This window comes from Citrobacter freundii ATCC 8090 = MTCC 1658 = NBRC 12681, assembly GCF_011064845.1.
In the GTDB taxonomy this organism is placed as follows: domain Bacteria; phylum Pseudomonadota; class Gammaproteobacteria; order Enterobacterales; family Enterobacteriaceae; genus Citrobacter; species Citrobacter freundii.
Genome location: NZ_CP049015.1, coordinates 692,758 through 710,125, shown reverse-complemented (window position 1 = coordinate 710,125; position 17,368 = coordinate 692,758). Strand labels below are relative to the sequence as shown.

General features: G+C 54.3%; 16 protein-coding genes. 5 read left to right on the top strand and 11 right to left on the bottom strand.

Translation table 11 applies throughout. The features are described 5' to 3' along the window. Window positions 1–7: 7 nt before the first annotated feature. Window positions 8–481 (bottom strand): protein CreA, encoded by a 474-nt coding sequence (gene creA / locus G4551_RS03495; RefSeq protein WP_003018998.1) that lies wholly within the window; start codon window positions 479–481, stop codon window positions 8–10. 211 nt (window positions 482–692) lie between these two features. Between creA and robA the strand changes: the two genes are divergently transcribed. Further along, window positions 693–1,562 carry an MDR efflux pump AcrAB transcriptional activator RobA gene (gene robA, locus G4551_RS03490; protein WP_003837295.1) on the top strand — a complete coding sequence of 290 codons (870 nt, stop codon included), beginning with the start codon at window positions 693–695 and terminating at the stop codon, window positions 1,560–1,562. Here the strand turns inward: robA and gpmB are convergent. After that, the gene (gene gpmB, locus G4551_RS03485; RefSeq protein ID WP_003019006.1) at window positions 1,559–2,206 is read right to left on the bottom strand and encodes a 2,3-diphosphoglycerate-dependent phosphoglycerate mutase GpmB; all 648 of its coding nucleotides are present in this window, start codon (window positions 2,204–2,206) and stop codon (window positions 1,559–1,561) included. The two genes, robA and gpmB, sit on opposite strands and share 4 nt — an antisense overlap. Before the next feature lie 52 nt (window positions 2,207–2,258). Here gpmB and yjjX point away from each other — a divergent pair, with 52 nt between their 5' ends. Beyond that, complete coding sequence (yjjX, locus tag G4551_RS03480) at window positions 2,259–2,774, top strand: inosine/xanthosine triphosphatase (RefSeq protein ID WP_003837294.1); 516 nt, start codon at window positions 2,259–2,261, stop codon at window positions 2,772–2,774. A gap of 55 nt (window positions 2,775–2,829) precedes the next feature. Here yjjX and trpR read toward each other — a convergent pair whose 3' ends face one another. Next, window positions 2,830–3,156 carry a trp operon repressor gene (gene trpR / locus G4551_RS03475; RefSeq protein ID WP_003837292.1) on the bottom strand — a complete coding sequence of 109 codons (327 nt, stop codon included), beginning with the start codon at window positions 3,154–3,156 and terminating at the stop codon, window positions 2,830–2,832. A gap of 89 nt (window positions 3,157–3,245) precedes the next feature. After that, complete coding sequence (sltY, locus tag G4551_RS03470; protein ID WP_003019016.1) at window positions 3,246–5,183, bottom strand: murein transglycosylase; 1,938 nt, start codon at window positions 5,181–5,183, stop codon at window positions 3,246–3,248. 331 nt (window positions 5,184–5,514) lie between these two features. Between sltY and ettA the strand changes: the two genes are divergently transcribed. Beyond that, window positions 5,515–7,182 carry an energy-dependent translational throttle protein EttA gene (gene ettA, locus G4551_RS03465; protein ID WP_003019019.1) on the top strand — a complete coding sequence of 556 codons (1,668 nt, stop codon included), beginning with the start codon at window positions 5,515–5,517 and terminating at the stop codon, window positions 7,180–7,182. A 100-nt stretch (window positions 7,183–7,282) separates the two neighbouring features. Here the strand turns inward: ettA and nadR are convergent, their stop codons facing one another. From nadR to serB, 3 genes are all read right to left on the bottom strand, one after another. Continuing rightward, window positions 7,283–8,512: a multifunctional transcriptional regulator/nicotinamide-nucleotide adenylyltransferase/ribosylnicotinamide kinase NadR gene (gene nadR, locus G4551_RS03460; protein WP_003019021.1), complete on the bottom strand. Its 1,230-nt coding sequence runs from the start codon at window positions 8,510–8,512 to the stop codon at window positions 7,283–7,285. An 88-nt stretch (window positions 8,513–8,600) separates the two neighbouring features. Continuing rightward, on the bottom strand, window positions 8,601–9,983 hold the full coding sequence (radA, locus tag G4551_RS03455) for a DNA repair protein RadA (RefSeq protein ID WP_001728171.1): 1,383 nt from the start codon (window positions 9,981–9,983) through the stop codon (window positions 8,601–8,603). Window positions 9,984–9,994: 11 nt separating this feature from the next. Further along, on the bottom strand, window positions 9,995–10,963 hold the full coding sequence (serB, locus tag G4551_RS03450) for a phosphoserine phosphatase (RefSeq protein ID WP_003019027.1): 969 nt from the start codon (window positions 10,961–10,963) through the stop codon (window positions 9,995–9,997). Between the two features lie 115 nt (window positions 10,964–11,078). Here serB and G4551_RS03445 point away from each other — a divergent pair, with 115 nt between their 5' ends. Both G4551_RS03445 and lplA read left to right on the top strand, forming a co-directional pair. Further along, window positions 11,079–11,720: a YtjB family periplasmic protein gene (locus G4551_RS03445; protein ID WP_003837287.1), complete on the top strand. Its 642-nt coding sequence runs from the start codon at window positions 11,079–11,081 to the stop codon at window positions 11,718–11,720. A gap of 37 nt (window positions 11,721–11,757) precedes the next feature. Beyond that, a complete protein-coding gene (gene lplA, locus G4551_RS03440) occupies window positions 11,758–12,774 on the top strand; it encodes a lipoate--protein ligase LplA (RefSeq protein WP_003019035.1) in 1,017 nt (338 codons plus the stop codon). Window positions 12,775–12,924: 150 nt separating this feature from the next. Here lplA and deoD read toward each other — a convergent pair whose 3' ends face one another. From deoD to deoC, 4 genes are all read right to left on the bottom strand, one after another. Then, window positions 12,925–13,644 (bottom strand): purine-nucleoside phosphorylase, encoded by a 720-nt coding sequence (deoD, locus tag G4551_RS03435; protein WP_000224864.1) that lies wholly within the window; start codon window positions 13,642–13,644, stop codon window positions 12,925–12,927. Between the two features lie 103 nt (window positions 13,645–13,747). Beyond that, a complete protein-coding gene (gene deoB / locus G4551_RS03430; RefSeq protein WP_003019037.1) occupies window positions 13,748–14,971 on the bottom strand; it encodes a phosphopentomutase in 1,224 nt (407 codons plus the stop codon). Between the two features lie 51 nt (window positions 14,972–15,022). Beyond that, a complete protein-coding gene (gene deoA / locus G4551_RS03425) occupies window positions 15,023–16,345 on the bottom strand; it encodes a thymidine phosphorylase (protein WP_003837284.1) in 1,323 nt (440 codons plus the stop codon). A gap of 112 nt (window positions 16,346–16,457) precedes the next feature. Further along, a complete protein-coding gene (gene deoC / locus G4551_RS03420; RefSeq protein WP_003019042.1) occupies window positions 16,458–17,237 on the bottom strand; it encodes a deoxyribose-phosphate aldolase in 780 nt (259 codons plus the stop codon). Window positions 17,238–17,368 lie beyond the last annotated feature (131 nt).

Genomic DNA, 17,368 nt, shown 5'->3' with positions numbered 1-17,368 from the left:
TTCCTTATTATTGCCGCCACGGCATGATGGGTACCGCGCTAATGGCATTTTTGGGCGATCCATCGACGACTTTATCTGAATAAGCCAGATAGGCCAGCGCATTACGTTTCGCATCGTAAAAACGCACGACCTGTAAAGATTTAAACACCAGCGAGGTACGTTTTTTAAATACCACTTCGCCCTGAGCTTTACCGTTCTTGATTCTGTCGCTCAGTTCTACCGGCCCAACCTGCTGGCAGGAAATGGCGGCATCGGAGGTATCTTCCGCCAGCCCCAGACCACCTTTGATGCCGCCAGTCTTCGCCCGACTCACGTAGCAGGTCACGTTGGTAACATCCGGATCGTCAAACGCTTCGACCACAATTTTATGATCCGGGCCGAACATTTTGAACACCGTATCGACAGATCCAATCTGCTCCGCATGGGCAACCTGCGCCAACATCAGCAGAATTGAGGAAATGACTAAGCTCTTATATTTCATATTGTTACCATTTTTAAAAGTTACTCTGTGCAATTATTCGACATTCTAAGATAAAACGTATACAGATCACAGGATTACAATAATCACGCTTTCGTATGTCCGAAAAAAGCATTTATGAGCAAAAAAAACACTGAATGCTAAAACAGCAAAAAATGCTATTATCCTCATACCTGACGTCAGGTACTCGTTGTTGAAAGGATGAGGATATTTTATGGATCAGGCTGGCATTATTCGCGACCTATTAATCTGGCTGGAAGGTCATCTGGATCAGCCTTTGTCGCTTGACAATGTGGCGGCAAAAGCGGGCTATTCCAAGTGGCACCTGCAGAGAATGTTTAAGGACGTGACGGGCCATGCTATTGGCGCCTATATCCGCGCCCGTCGTTTATCGAAATCTGCAGTGGCGCTGCGCCTGACTGCGCGCCCAATTTTGGATATTGCGCTGCAATATCGCTTCGACTCTCAACAAACCTTTACTCGCGCGTTCAAGAAACAGTTTTCCCAAACGCCTGCGCTGTATCGTCGCTCCCCGGAATGGAGTGCGTTTGGTATTCGCCCGCCAATGCGCCTAGGTGAATTTGCGATGCCTGCGCACGAGTTTGTCACCCTGGAAGATACGCAACTACTCGGCACCACGCAAAGCTATTCCTGCTCGCTGGAACAGATTTCAGATTTCCGTCATGAAATGCGTATTCAGTTCTGGCGCGACTTCCTCAGTCAGGCTCCTGCGATCCCGCCAGTCCTGTACGGGCTTAACGAAACGCGTCCGAGCATTGAAAAAGATGACGAGCAGGAAGTGTTTTACACCACTGCACTGACGCCGGAACAGGCCAATGGCTATGTGCCGTCGGCGCAGCCTATCCTGTTACAGGGTGGCGAGTACGTGATGTTTACCTACGAAGGGCTGGGAACCGGCGTGCAAGAGTTTATCCTGACGGTTTACGGCACATGCATGCCAATGCTGAACCTGACGCGCCGTAAAGGACAGGATATCGAGCGATATTACCCGGCAGAAGATGCCAAAGCGGGAGATCGCCCGATCAACCTGCGCTGCGAATTCCTGATTCCGATTCGCCGCTAGCGCTGTAGTTCATCCAACGCAGGGGCGTCCAGATGTGAGATGTCCCCTGCCGTTTCAACGACCCATCCCGGCGCCAGCCATAAGCTTTCCTGGTAATCAACGCGAGAAATAGAACAGTTGCGCAGACGCAAGCGACGTTCAGCCCATGCCGGTAATCCAAGAATTGTACTCACCAGGCAACCCAGCGCGATACCGTGACTGACCAGCAGCGGACGACTTCCCGGCGGCAATTCCAGACAGGATGCCAGCGCTGCGTTGACGCGATCGCTCAATTCCTGCATCGATTCCCCTTCAGGGATACGCCCATCCACCGTACCGTTCACCAACTGGCGACGCCAGCCCTCTTCCTCCGGCGTCAGCGTATCGATGTGACGTTTTTCCAGCACACCCATATTTAGCTCGCGCAGACGGGAGTCATAGGTGATATCACAGCCACAGGCCTGGGCGATGATTTCTGCGGTGCGTCGTGTACGACCAAGATCGCTACTGATGACATGCGTAATACCAAACGAGCGAGCGCGTTCACCCACCTGCATGGCTTGCTGTTCACCTTTAGCGGTTAGTGGGCTGTCTGACTGGCCTTGAATACGTCGCTCGGCGTTCCACTGCGTTTCGCCATGGCGAACAAGGTATACCTGTAACATGCTTTTTTTCCGTTATACTGCGATGCGATGAATTTTCAAACTGAGCTTAATTATGCACAAGGTTATCTCTGCGACCACCAATCCTGCCAAAATTCAGGCAATTCTGCGGGCATTTGAAGAGATTTTCGGGGAAGGATCCTGCCATATTGAACCCGTCGCCGTCGAGAGTGGCGTGCCGGAACAACCTTTCGGAAACCAGGAAACGCGCACTGGCGCACGAAATCGCGTTGATAACGCTCGCCGCCAGCACCCACAGGCTGATTTCTGGGTCGCCATTGAAGCAGGAATTGACGACGATGCCACCTTCAGTTGGGTGGTGATTGATAACGGCATCCAGCGCGGTGAAGCCCGTTCAGCCACGCTGCCATTGCCTGCTGTCATTCTCGACAGAGTCCGCAAAGGTGAAGCACTCGGCCCGGTGATGTCGGACTATACAGGTATTGATGAGATTGGCCGTAAAGAGGGCGCAATCGGCGTCTTTACCGCGGGTAAGCTGACGCGTTCGAGCGTCTACCACCAGGCGGTGATTCTGGCGCTCAGCCCGTTTCATAACGCGGTGTATTTATAGCATTGTGCCGGATGTTCAATCGTAGGCCGGATAAGGCAAAGCCACATCCGGCGGATCAATTTTTCCCGAGCAACACCTGTTCCAGCCACTGACGCAGATCCACCGGTGCGGATTTGAGGCTGTTCGACCCTCGCGTAATAGTAGCAATCCCCGCCCCGAGCTCGTTTTTAAGCTCACGCTGGCTCATCTCACCGCGCAGCAGCTCTTCAATGATACGCACACGCGTGCCCAACGCTTCACGCTCATCCGGCGTTAACATCAAATTGAGCAGTGGCAGGTGTAAATCTTGTTCGTAGGCGTGTTTAAGCAGATCGACAAAACGTAACCACTCCTGGTGACGTTGTTCTGCCATCTCTGCTGAATAGGGTGATTGCTGAGTCATAAGATATCGCCATCGTTGCGGGGGAAGCGTGCTTGCCTCCCCCTTTTGTACTCTTTAACGAGTACGATAGCATAACACAATCGACACGATCAGTAACGACGTTGCCATTCTGCGTCGCTCATCAACTCCGGTTTATCGCCGAGGAAATAGCGATAGTACGCATCGTAAGCCAGCACGTTCTTCACATAACCACGCGTCTCTGAGAATGGAATGCTCTCGACAAACGCGACGGCATCAATGCGGCCAGCGCTATTGCCAAGCCAGGTGCGAACGCGTCCCGGACCGGCGTTATAGGCTGCTGACGCAAAGATGCGGTTATTGCCAAATTGCTGATACACGTACTGCAAATAGCTGGTTCCGATGTTGATGTTGGTATCAGGATCCAATAGCTGGCTCGGACTGCTGTAACCTGGAATCGAGAACATTTTCACCGTATGCGTCGCCGTACCCGGCATAATCTGCATCAGCCCGCTTGCGCCAACCGGTGATTTCACTTTCGGGTTCCAGGCGCTTTCCTGACGCGCTATCGCCATCGCATAGCTTGGCTGAATATCCTTGCCGCTGGTGTAACGGGTAAAAAGATCTTTATAGGCCAACGGGAATCGCTCTTCCAGATGATCCCACAACTTTCCGGCGATCGTCGCCTGAACGCTTAGATCCCACCAGTGATTGTTGAACGCGTAACGCGCCAACTGAGCCTGCTCGGACTTGGTACGGCTGGTGACCAGATTCGCCCATTCACTGCGCGCGGTATTATCCATGTTCCAGTACATTAGCTCGCGTACGCGTGCCATTTCCGGGCCCTGAGTCAGCGCAGAATCAACGTTAGCTGGTGCTTTATCCACTTTCAGCTCGTACTCTTCGCCCAGGCGCTGTGCCGCCACCATCGGATAGAAACCGCGCTGCTGCATGAGTTGGTGCAGGATCTCTTTGGCTTCCGCATCGCGTCCGCGCTCCAGCAGCAGATCCGCTTGCCAGTAGCGCCACTCATCTTTTTCTTTGGCTTCCATTGGCAGACGCGCCAGCCAGGTATTCAGGCCACGACGATCGCCGGTTCCCAGCGCCATGCGCACCCGGCGCTCCACAAGCGAGGTGGAGTTGGAGCGCATAATCGCATCATCACGCCATTTGGCCTGCTCGTCGGTAACGTCATTGCCCATCAGACGCCAGGCGACAATGTCGCGCAGCTCCTGGGTTTGCTCGTCATTCAGCTGTTGCGCCTGCACCAGGGAAGGGATCATCAGGCGGGCATTCTCCACATCCTGACGCGCCACGCTGGCAAAGGCGACCGCCGCCATCTGTCGGGTGAAATCCGTTGCGCCGGTGGTGCGAGCAAAGGTCATTACCGAATTCGGATCGTTGGCCAGCGCGATGATCGCTGAAGCAATGGTTTGGTATTGCGCGGGCATCTGTCCGGCCAACGCCGTGACCAGTCCGGTATTCCCGGCTTTCATCGCCAGACGAATACGCTCCAGATACGCCAGCGGATCCTGGGTGCCTGAGGCACGCCATACGCCGAATAATTTGTCACAGGCGTTCGGCTGACTTTTTCCGCTCAGCCACAGTTCTTTCGCCCCCTGCCAGGCTTCTTCAGTTTGTCCGGTACTCCATTTCGCGAAGTAATAGTTACATTGCGCTTCGGTGGTGCCCGGTTTTTCCGGACTGAACGCCAGCAGCCCACGCCAGTCTTCGCGGCGCGCCAGTTCATTCACGAAACGAGATTGCAGAGTACGCGCCGGGGGCAGCGTCGGGTTGGCGCGCACAAAATTGGTGACGGTAATGGTGGGCTGATTCATCAGATCGTCAGTGATCTGGCGATATTCCAGATAAGGATACAGAGGATAGTTCTTCAGGCCAGGCATCATCTGCTCTACGACATCCATCTGCCGGTTATCCCAGGCCTGCTTAATTTGCGCATAGCGATTGCGCTGCTCATCCAGGGAATCCGCTCGCGCTACTTGACTGACCGTCAGCAGACATACGCTGGCAGCCAGCAGGCGCCAGGTAAATTGTTTGGCTTTGTCCACAAGCTCTTCCTCTTCTCATGTTACGTCTGTGCAGCATCATGCCGCTTAATTCATTCATGCTAACCAGACATTGCAGAATGCGCCACGTCACGGACACTTTTTTACTTTTGTTGCGAGTGGGATCTGCTGGCTGGGATTGGACAATGAAAAAGGCTACACTTCGCCTTTGATAACTATTTACCAATAATTAGCCCTAAATAATTCAAGTTGCAGCAAGGCGGCGAGGAAGTGAATCCCCTGAGCGTACAAAAGTACGTGACTGGGGTGAACGACACAGCCAACGCATCTGCGGCTTGAAGTATGACGGGATAAACATAGAGGCGAGTCCAACGTGGCCCAATTCGTTTATACCATGCATCGTGTCGGCAAGGTCGTTCCGCCGAAACGTCATATTCTTAAAAACATCTCACTGAGCTTCTTCCCTGGCGCCAAAATCGGTGTTCTCGGTCTGAACGGTGCGGGTAAATCTACCCTGCTGCGCATCATGGCCGGTATTGATACTGATATCGAAGGTGAAGCTCGCCCACAGCCTGGCATTAAAATCGGTTACCTGCCACAGGAACCAAAACTGAACCCGGAACATACCGTTCGTGAATCCGTGGAAGAAGCGGTTGCCGAAGTGGTTAACGCGCTGAAAGGTCTGGATGAAGTGTACGCCAAGTACGCCGAACCGGACGCTGACTTCGATAAGCTGGCCGCACAGCAGGGCAAGTTTGAAGAGATCATTCAGGCGCACGACGGTCATAACCTGAACGTGCAGCTTGAGCGTGCCGCTGACGCCCTGCGTCTGCCGGACTGGGACGCTAAAATTGAGAATCTCTCCGGTGGTGAACGCCGCCGCGTCGCGCTGTGCCGCCTGCTGCTGGAAAAACCAGACATGCTGCTGCTCGACGAACCGACTAACCACCTGGACGCCGAATCCGTCGCGTGGCTGGAACGCTTCCTGCACGACTTCGAAGGTACCGTGGTGGCGATTACCCACGACCGTTACTTCCTCGACAACGTTGCCGGCTGGATCCTGGAGCTGGACCGTGGTGAAGGTATTCCATGGGAAGGTAACTACTCTTCCTGGCTGGAGCAGAAAGATCAGCGTCTGGCCCAGGAAGCCTCTCAGGAAGCGGCTCGCCGTAAATCCATTGAGAAAGAGCTGGAGTGGGTTCGTCAGGGCGCGAAAGGCCGTCAGTCTAAGGGCAAAGCCCGTCTGGCACGCTTTGAAGAGCTGAACAACACTGAATACCAGAAACGTAACGAAACCAACGAATTGTTTATCCCACCTGGAGCACGTCTGGGCGATAAAGTCGTTGAAGTTACCAATCTGCGTAAATCCTACGGCGATCGCGTGCTGATTGACGACCTGAGCTTCTCTGTACCGAAAGGCGCTATCGTCGGCATCATCGGTCCGAACGGTGCGGGTAAATCAACCCTGTTCCGTATGATGTCCGGCCAGGAACAGCCTGACAGCGGTACCATCACGCTGGGTGAAACCGTCAAACTGGCCTCCGTTGACCAGTTCCGTGACGCCATGGACAACAGCAAAACCGTGTGGGAAGAAGTGTCCGGCGGGCTGGATATCATGAAGATCGGCAACACCGAAATGCCAAGCCGTGCCTACGTGGGCCGCTTCAACTTCAAAGGTGTGGATCAGGGTAAACGCGTTGGCGAGCTGTCCGGCGGTGAGCGTGGTCGTCTGCACCTGGCGAAGCTGCTGCAAGTTGGCGGCAACATGCTGCTGCTCGATGAACCAACCAACGACCTGGATATCGAAACCCTGCGCGCGCTGGAAAACGCCCTGCTGGAGTTCCCGGGCTGCGCGATGGTTATCTCGCACGACCGTTGGTTCCTTGACCGTATCGCGACCCACATTCTGGATTACCAGGATGAGGGTAAGGTTGAGTTCTTCGAAGGTAACTTTACCGAATACGAAGAGTACAAGAAACGCACGCTGGGCGCCGATGCGCTGGAGCCGAAGCGTATTAAGTACAAGCGTATTTCTAAGTAATTAGCGTTAAGCGCCGGATGGCGGCGTGATGCCACATCCGGCCTACGAGGTTAGTGCGACTTGTAGGCCGGATAAGCGCAGCGCATCCGGCATTAAAAACCTATCTCTGCTCGCCCATCAACTCTTTCACCAGCTCCACGCAGCGCAGGAAGCGACCATCGTAGTCCGGCTCCTGAACGTGCACAAAATTGATATTGTTCTCCTGCAGCATCTCGACCAACAGCGTCTGAAACGCTTTTCTGTCAACCGAACTTCCAAGGCTGCGCAAGCCATCCGCTACCCACGGGGTGTTGTTTTCCAGCAGGATAACCAGGTCGAAGCGATACTCGTCAATCAGCGCTTGCACAAACGGGTGTTCACGCCCTTCATACTTTTTGCAGAAAGCCTGAGTGGTCACAAAATCGGTGTCGATGAACGCCACTTTATTGGCGTACTTAACAGCAAAATCAATGTATTGTGCTTGTCCCAGGGCGATTTTATCGTAGTCAGAATACTGTAATGCCATCTCGTCGCCGCCCAAATGGGAGAAGACGTAATCACGCCCATATTCCCACGCACTGGTGGTGTTAAAGATGTTGGCGAGCTTGTTCACCAGCGTCGATTTACCGCTCGACTCCCCGCCGAGGATCGCCACGGTGCGCACGAAAAACGGCTTCACTTCGGTCGGAATATACTCCCAGTAGCGAAACGGGTTTTCACGGATTTGCCCGCCGCTGATGCTCATAAACGTCCGCTTGGGATCCACCAGCACGGTTTCGATCCCCAGATGTTCGAGATACTGCGGGGCATCTGATTCTTCAGAGGTGTAGATCCAGTTTGGCTGGATCCCTTTCTCCTGCATAAACGTTTTGATCCCGTTGCTCCACACGTCCCAACCGTGTGGATACGGCTCCATGCCCTCTTCGTTGAAGGCATGAATACGGATATTTTTCTGATACTTAAAGGTTTGCAGCAGCCAGCGCAGACGATCGGGCACCGTAGGCTGTTGCGACATGGCACTGTCTTCAAACAGGCTGCGATCGCGCGTGTCGTCATAGCCCATGATGATATGCAGTTCATCAACCTGACTACAGGCGCGCTGGATAAGATAGATATGGCCGGTATGCAGCGGATAAAACTTACCAAATACCACACCGATATTTTTCTGCTGGCGCGGAAACTCCAGTCCGAGAAAACGGTGCAACGCCTCCAGCTTTTGCGCGCTGGGGCTTTTAATTTTGGCATTCAGAAGCTGGCTTAGATATCCCTTGGTCATGCCACTGGCATCTGCCACCTGTTGCAGGGTACAACCCTTTTTCTTAATGGCGGTTTTCAGATAATCAAATGACACAAGAGCCTCCTGCTGGAAAAATCGCGTAACACTGCCTGATGACGCATCGCTTATCAGGCCTACAAATTCAGTACGTACGGGTATTTGATTATAGGTCGTCAAACACGCTTAACGCATCCGCAAGCTTCTTAACGCCAAAGACCTGCATCCCTTCCGGTACTTTTTTCGGTACGTTAGCGGCAGGAACAATCGCCCGGCGAAAACCGTGTTTCGCCGCCTCCGAAATACGCTCCTGCCCGCTGGGTACCGGACGGATTTCTCCCGCCAACCCCACTTCGCCAAAGACCACTAAATCCTGTGGCAGCGGCCTGTCGCGCAGGCTGGAGACCATTGCCAGCAGCAACGCCAGGTCGGCGCTGGTTTCGGTGACTTTTACGCCGCCAACTACGTTAACGAACACGTCCTGATCCGCCATCTGCAAGCCGCCATGACGATGTAACACTGCCAGCAGAATCGCCAGACGGTTCTGTTCCAGACCGACCGCCACACGACGCGGGTTCGCCATCATTGAGTGATCGACCAGCGCCTGAATCTCGACCAGCAGCGGGCGCGTGCCTTCCCAGACTACCATCACCGAACTACCGGAAGTGACTTCATCGCCACGGCTTAAGAAAATTGCAGAAGGGTTGCTGACTTCACGCAGCCCCTGTTCCGTCATGGCAAAGACGCCCAGCTCATTCACCGCGCCAAAGCGGTTTTTATGGCTACGCAGTGTACGGAAGCGGGAATCGGCGTCGCCGTCGAGCAACACCGAGCAGTCAATACAGTGCTCCAGTACCTTCGGCCCGGCCAGCGAGCCATCTTTGGTGACGTGGCCGACCATCACAATCGCCACGCCGCGCGTTTTAGCAAAGCGCGTCAGGTAAGCAGCGGTTTCACGCACCTGCGCCACGCTGCCCGGCGAAGACTGAATATCCGCCATGTGCATCACCTGAATGGAGTCGATCACCATCAGCTTCGGTTGTTCTTCTTCAGCAATCAGGCAAATTTGTTCGATACTGGTTTCCGACAGCATGTTCAGGTTCGCCGTCGGCAGGCCAAGCCGATGCGCGCGCATCGCCACCTGTTGCAGCGACTCTTCGCCGGTGACGTACAGGGTTTTCATCTGCTCGGCGAGCCTGCACAGCGTTTGCAACAGCAGCGTTGATTTGCCCGCGCCAGGGTTACCGCCAATCAGTATGGCGCTGCCGGGTACCACACCACCGCCGAGCACGCGGTCAAACTCTTTAAATCCGGTAGAAAAACGCGGCAGTTCCTCAAGGCTGATGTCAGAGAGCTTCTGCACTTTTGCAACGCCCGCATTTCCGGCGTAGCCGCTGAGTCGCTCGTTGCGCGCCACCGTTGGCGATGCGGCAAGGCGCACCTCGGTAATGGTATTCCAGGCCTGACAGGCGCTGCATTGCCCCTGCCAGCGCGGGTAATCGGCCCCGCATTCATTACAAACAAAGGCGCGTTTAGGAGCTTTTGCCACGTTTTACCTCATTATTTCTGATTCATACTGCCAGAGAGAATGCAGAACACGCCCATCAGGTCAGCGTGACGGATAGTAATCTCCGTCTTTTCATTCACTTTGGGTTTCGCATGATACGCAATCCCCAGCCCGGCCGTTTTGATCATCGGCAGATCGTTGGCACCGTCGCCGATCGCCACCGTCTGCGCCATCGGGATCTCATATTCTTGCGCCAGGCGGGTCAGAGTACTGGCTTTGTACTGAGCATCGACGATATCGCCGATCACGTTGCCAGTAAATTTACCGTCCATGATCTCCAGCTCATTCGCCACAGCTGCCGTCAGGCGCAGCTTGTTGCGCAGATAATCGGCAAAGAAAGTAAACCCGCCGGAAGCGATAGCCACTTTCCAGCCAAGCGTTTCCAGTTTTAACACCAACTGAGTCAGGCCTGGCATTAGCGGCAATGTTTCGCGCACCTGGTGCAGAATATTGGCATCAGCGCCCTTCAGCGTCGCCACGCGGCTGCGCAGGCTGGCGGTAAAGTCCAGCTCGCCGCGCATTGCGCGTTCGGTGACTTCGGCAACCATCTCGCCGGTTCCGGCCAGTTTAGCAATTTCATCAATGCATTCGATCTGGATAGCCGTTGAATCCATGTCCATCACCAGTAAACCCGGCGTGCGCAGATGCGGAATTTTACCCAGCGGCGCAACATCCAGTTTGGCGTCATGCGCCAGTTTTGCCGCACGCGGCGTTAACGAGCCCGCCAGACGAATTACCTGATAATCCTCAACGCACCACGCCGCCACGATCACCATCGCCGCGCCCAGTTTACTCTGGTATTGCGTTAACCGTTGTTTATCCAGCCCACGACCGTACAGCAGCCAGCCACTGCGGCCCGCGTGGTAATCCAGCGGCATCACTTCATCACCGCTTAAAGAGAGGGGCAGACCTGGCCACAGAGAGACATCTTCAGGTAGATCGCACCAGGTAATGTTAGGCATTAAAGCTCCTGTAAAATCGTTCGGGTCGGAATCATCAGGGGAAAATAACGCATGAGGCTACCCTGTAACCAGCGCTTCTGGCAACATTAAGTCTCAAATTTTCAGCAGGTGGAATATGGCTCGCACAAAACTGAAATTCCGACTTCATCGTGCAGTGATTGTATTGTCCTGCCTTGCGCTGCTCGTCGCGCTGATGCAGGGGGCTTCCTGGTTTAGTCAAAGCCACCAGCAGCAGCGTAATCCGCAGCTCGAAGAGCTGGCCCGCACGCTGGCCCGTCAGGTCTCGCTGAACGTCGCCCCGCTGATGCGTACTGAAACGCCGGATGAAAAGCGTATTAAGGCGGTGCTCACGCAGTTGACGGAGAGTAGCCGTATTCTGGACGCAGGCGTGTACGACGAACAGGGAGACCTGATTACGCGCACCGGTGAGAGCGTCAATGTTCGTGATCGTCTGGCGCTCGACGGCAAAAAAGCCGGGGGCTATTTTAACCAGCAGATCGTCGAACCCATTCAGGGAAAAAATGGTCCGCTGGGCTATCTGCGACTGACGCTGGATACCCACACTCTTGCCACTGAAGCCAAGCAGGTGGATAACACCACCAACATCTTACGCCTGATGCTGCTACTGTCACTGGCAATCGGTGTAGTGCTGACCCGCACCTTATTGCAAGGTAAGCGTACCCGCTGGCAGCAATCTCCTTTCCTTCTCACTGCCAACAAACCGGTGCAGGAAGAAGACAACGAGAAGATAGAATAAAAGCTGTAAAAACTGTAAAACAGAAGGGAAATCAACCATGACAACACTACGCCTGCTTATCTCAGACTCTTACGATCCGTGGTTTAACCTCGCGGTCGAAGAGTGCATTTTTCGCCAGATGCCCGCCACGCAGCGCGTTCTGTTCTTGTGGCGTAACGCCGATACGGTGGTAATTGGCCGGGCGCAAAACCCGTGGAAAGAGTGTAATACACGCCGCATGGAAGAAGACAACGTGCGGCTCGCCAGGCGCAGCAGCGGTGGCGGCGCGGTGTTCCATGACTTAGGCAATACCTGCTTTACCTTTATGGCTGGTAAACCGGAATACGACAAAACCATCTCCACCGCGATCGTCCTCAATGCGCTGAATTCGCTGGGCGTAGAAGCTGATGCCTCCGGGCGTAACGATCTGGTGGTGAAAACGCCGGACGGCGATCGCAAAGTTTCCGGCTCTGCTTATCGGGAAACGAAAGATCGCGGATTCCACCACGGCACGCTGCTGTTGAATGCCGATCTCAGCCGCCTGGCAAACTATCTCAATCCCGATAAAAAGAAACTTGCCGCCAAAGGCATCACTTCGGTTCGCTCGCGCGTAGCGAATTTGACCGAGCTGTTACCGGGCATCACTCATCAACAGGTCTGTCAGGCCATCACGGAAGCCTTTTTCGCCCACTACGGCGAACGCGTAGAAGCCGAGATCATCTCCCCAGACAAAGCGCCGGATCTGCCGAACTTCGCCGAAACATTTGCCCGCCAGAGCAGTTGGGAGTGGAATTTTGGCCAGGCGCCTGCTTTTTCACATTTACTGGACGAACGTTTCACCTGGGGCGGCGTAGAGCTTCATTTTGACGTCGAAAAAGGCGTGATTACCCGCACCCAAGTCTACACCGATAGCCTCAATCCTGCGCCGCTGGAAGTACTGGCAGAACGACTACAGGGCTGCCAGTATCGCGCCGATATTTTACAGCAGACTTGTGAAGCGCTGCTTGCGGAGTATCCAGATCAGGAAAGCGAGTTGCGTGAGCTGGCTGCTTGGGTAGCAAAGGCCGTGCGCTAAGCGATTAGTGGCGAATTGCCGGATGGCGGCTGCGCCTTATCCGGCCTACAAGACCGCTCCCGTAGGCCTGATAAGCGAAGCGCCATCAGGCATTAATAGCGGCATTCCCGTAGGCCCGGCCAGCGCAGCGCCTCCGGGCCACAACAAAACTTACTCTTTATCGCCCAGCAGAACGGATTCCAGTGCGATTTTGATCATGTCGTTGAAGGTCGTCTGACGCTCAGCGGCAGTGGTCTGCTCGTGGGTACGGATATGGTCGGATACGGTGCAGATGGTCAGCGCTTTCGCACCGAATTCCGCCGCCACGCCGTAGATACCCGCCGCTTCCATTTCCACGCCCAGCACGCCGTATTTTTCCATCACGTCGAACATTTCACCGTCCGGAGAGTAGAACAGGTCAGCGGAGAACAGGTTGCCAACGCGAGCGTCTACACCCAGCGCTTTTGCCGCATCAACTGCGTTACGCACCATGTCGAAGTCAGCAATAGCTGCAAAGTCATGATCTTTAAAACGGATACGGTTAACTTTGGAGTCGGTGCAAGCACCCATACCGATAACCACGTCACGCAGTTTAACGTCCATACGCACAGCGCCGCAGGAGCCTACGCGAATGATTTTCTTCACGCCGAAGTCGGTGATTAGCTCTTTGGTGTAGATGGAGCAGGACGGGATACCCATACCGTGGCCCATTACGGAAATCTTACGGCCCTTGTAAGTACCGGTGAAGCCTAACATACCGCGAACGTTGTTCACTTCACGAACATCTTCGAGGAAAGTTTCAGCAATATGCTTTGCACGCAGTGGGTCGCCCGGCATCAATACGACGTCAGCGAAATCACCCATTTCTGCATTAATATGTGGAGTTGCCATCTTCAGTTCCTTTTATATTGTTGTTTTTACCGGGTGGCGGTTGCGCCTTACCCGGCCTACAAAACCGTAGGCCCGGTAAGCGAAGCGCCACCGGGCAATTGCATCAGAGCATATTTTTACCGTAGTCCATCGGCGACGTACCAAAGTAGCTCGCCAGCGTCTGACCGATATCCGCGAAGGTTTCACGGTGACCTAAAGAACCAGGTTTCACTTTTGGGCCGTAAACCAGTACCGGAATGTGTTCACGGGTATGGTCAGTGCCGGTCCAGCTTGGGTCGCAGCCGTGGTCAGCGGTCAGGATCAGAATGTCATCTTCACCCACCAGCTCCATCAGCTCAGGCAGACGGCGGTCGAACAGTTCCAGGCCCGCAGCATAACCGGCGATATCGCGACGATGTCCCCAGGAAGAGTCGAAATCAACGAAGTTGGTGAAGACGATGGTCTTATCACCGGCTTCTTTCATCTCTTTGATGGTGGCGTCGAACAGCGCGTCCAGACCGGTGGCTTTCACTTTTTTGGTGATGCCGCAGTTAGCGTAGATATCCGCGATTTTACCGACGGAAACCACGTGACCATCTTTTTCGTCGACCAGTTTCTGCAGCACGGTCGGTGCTGGCGGCTCAACGGCCAGGTCGTGGCGGTTACCGGTACGCTGGAAGTTACCGGCTTTATCACCGATAAACGGACGGGCGATAACACGACCGATGTTGTAACCACCTTCGGTCAGCTCTTCACGGGCGATTTCGCACAGCTCATAGAGCTTATCCAGGCCAAAAGTCTCTTCGTGGCAGGCAATCTGGAACACGGAGTCAGCGGAGGTATAGAAAATCGGCTTGCCGGTTTTCATATGCTCTTCACCCAGTTGATCCAGGATCACGGTACCAGAAGAGTGGCAGTTGCCGAGGTAGCCCGGCAGGTTGGCACGTTTTACCAGTTTATCCAGCAGTTCTTGCGGGAAGCTGTTTTCATGATCGGAGAAATATCCCCAGTCAAACAGAACCGGAACACCCGCGATTTCCCAGTGGCCAGACGGCGTGTCTTTCCCGGAAGAAAGTTCATGCGCCCATGCGTAGGCACCAATCACTTCCGCGTTGCCGTCCATGCCAGCAGCAATTTTACCAGTAGAACCTTCGTGAGCTTTCACCAGGCCCAGACGGGTCAGGTTAGGCAGATTCAGTGGACCTTTGCGACCATTGTCAGCTTCACCTTTCGCACAGGCTTCTGCAATGTGTCCCATAGTGTCTGAACCTACGTCGCCAAAGCGATCCGCATCTTCAGTCGCACCAATACCAAAGGAGTCCAGCACCATAATAAATGCACGTTTCATCTTGTTCTCCATACATCTGCGCCGCAAAAAAGCGATCAGATCAGTATACAGTTATTCGGTAATACGACGATAGACTGTCGGTGTAATTTCTGGCGCTTTATCGTCAAGGCTAATTGCCGCTTTGACCGCTTTCGCCGCTTCCTGCCAGCTGGCTTCGTCTTTGGCGTGGATCACCGCCAGTGGACGCTGTCCGTCTACGCTGTCGCCCAGACGCGCCATATCGCTAAAGCCAACGCTGTAATCAATGGTGTCCGATGCCTGACGACGACCGCCACCCATGGAAACAACCGCCATTCCCAGCGCACGGGTATCCATCGCGCTGACAAAGCCTTCGGTATCAGCATATACCGCTTTGCTGAGCATTGCCGTCGGCAGGTACTTCGCATAATTTTCGACGAAATCGGTCGGGCCTTTTTGCGCCGCCACCATGCGACCAAAAATCTCTGCTGCTTTGCCGTTATCCAGCACCGTCTGCAATTTCGCACGGGCTTCGGCGTCATCTTTCGCCAGGTTGCCGGAGATCAGCATTTCCACGCACAGCGCCATGGTGACGTCTAACAGACGTGGATTGCGGTATTCACCGGTCAGGAACTGCACCGCTTCGCGGACTTCGACCGCGTTACCTGCGCTGGAGGCCAACACCTGGTTCATATCAGTTAACAGCGCGGTGGTACGTACACCCGCACCGTTTGCCACGCCGACAATCGCTTCAGCAAGGGCTTCAGAAAGCTCGTAGGTCGGCATAAAAGCACCGCTGCCCACTTTCACATCCATCACCAGCGCATCCAGCCCTTCCGCCAGTTTTTTCGCCAGAATGGAACCGGTAATCAGCGGGATGGAATCCACCGTCGCGGTAATATCGCGGGTGGCATAAAAACGTTTATCCGCCGGTGCGAGCGAGCTGGTTTGCCCAATAATCGCCACACCCACGTCTTTAATAATTTCACGGAAACGCGTGTCGTCCGGGAAGATGTCAAATCCAGGAATCGCTTCCAGTTTATCGAGCGTACCGCCGGTATGCCCCAGGCCACGCCCGGAGATCATCGGAATATAGCCGCCGCACGCAGCAACCATCGGGCCTAACATCAGTGACGTTACGTCACCTACACCGCCGGTAGAGTGTTTATCCACAATCGGGCCGTTCAACTGCAGGCTTTTCCAGTCCAGCACGGTTCCTGAATCACGCATTGCCATGGTCAGCGAAACACGCTCAGGCATTGTCATATCGTGGAAAAAAATGGTCATCGCCAGGGCGGCGATTTGCCCTTCAGAGATGGTATTGTCGCGAATGCCATTGATAAAAAAACGAATTTCTTCATCGCTCAGCGCATGACCATCACGTTTTTTACGAATAATTTCTTGTGCGAGAAACACGGTAACCCCCAGGGGAAAAGAGTAGAAGGCCGTTGTAAGCCGGGTAAGCAACGCGCCACCCGGCAGTCGTCTTAATGCCGGATGGCGGCTGCGCCTTATCCGGCCTACGGGCTTAGTAGCTGCTTGCGCTCTTGCCGTCGCCGTGACCCAGCGCTTTCAGCAAGCTAGCCAGCAGGCTGGATGCGCCAAAACGGTAGTGACGAGAATCAGCCCAGTCAGCGCCAAACAGTTCATCGGCAATCGCCAGGAACTGCTGTGCATCTTCTGCAGTACGCACGCCGCCAGCCGGTTTGAAACCTACTGTTTTAGAAACACCCATGTCGCGGATCACTTCCATCATGATGCGTGCGCTTTCCGGCGTCGCATTGACCGGCACTTTACCGGTAGACGTTTTGATGAAATCAGCACCGGCTTTGATGGAGATTTCAGACGCTTTGCGAATCAGTGCTTCTTCTTTCAGCTCACCGGTTTCGATGATCACTTTCAGCAGCACGTTTGCCGCCGCACACGCGTCTTTGCAAGCTTTAACCAGATCAAAACCAATCTGCTCGTTACCGGCGATCAGCGCACGGTACGGGAACACCACGTCAACTTCATCGGCACCGTAGGCGATCGCCGCGCGGGTTTCCGCCAGCGCAATCTCGATGTCGTCGTTGCCGTGCGGGAAGTTGGTGACGGTTGCAATGCGGATATCCGGCGTACCCTGCTCTTTCAGAGTCTTACGCGCAATAGGGATGAAACGCGGATAGATACAGATTGCGGCGGTGTTGCCAACCGGGGTCTTCGCCTGATGACACAGCGCGATCACTTTTTCATTGGTGTCGTCGTCATTCAGGGTGGTCAGGTCCATCAGTTTCAGTGCACGCAGGCTGCTTGCTGTTAAATCGGTCATAACATTCTCCAACGGCATCGCCGTATAAAATTTCACCTTGCGAGTTTGTTAGTATTCTAACATCCGCTCGCTATTACACTTCGATATACATCACAGTTAATGAAAACCACATACAGATTTGCATTACTCTA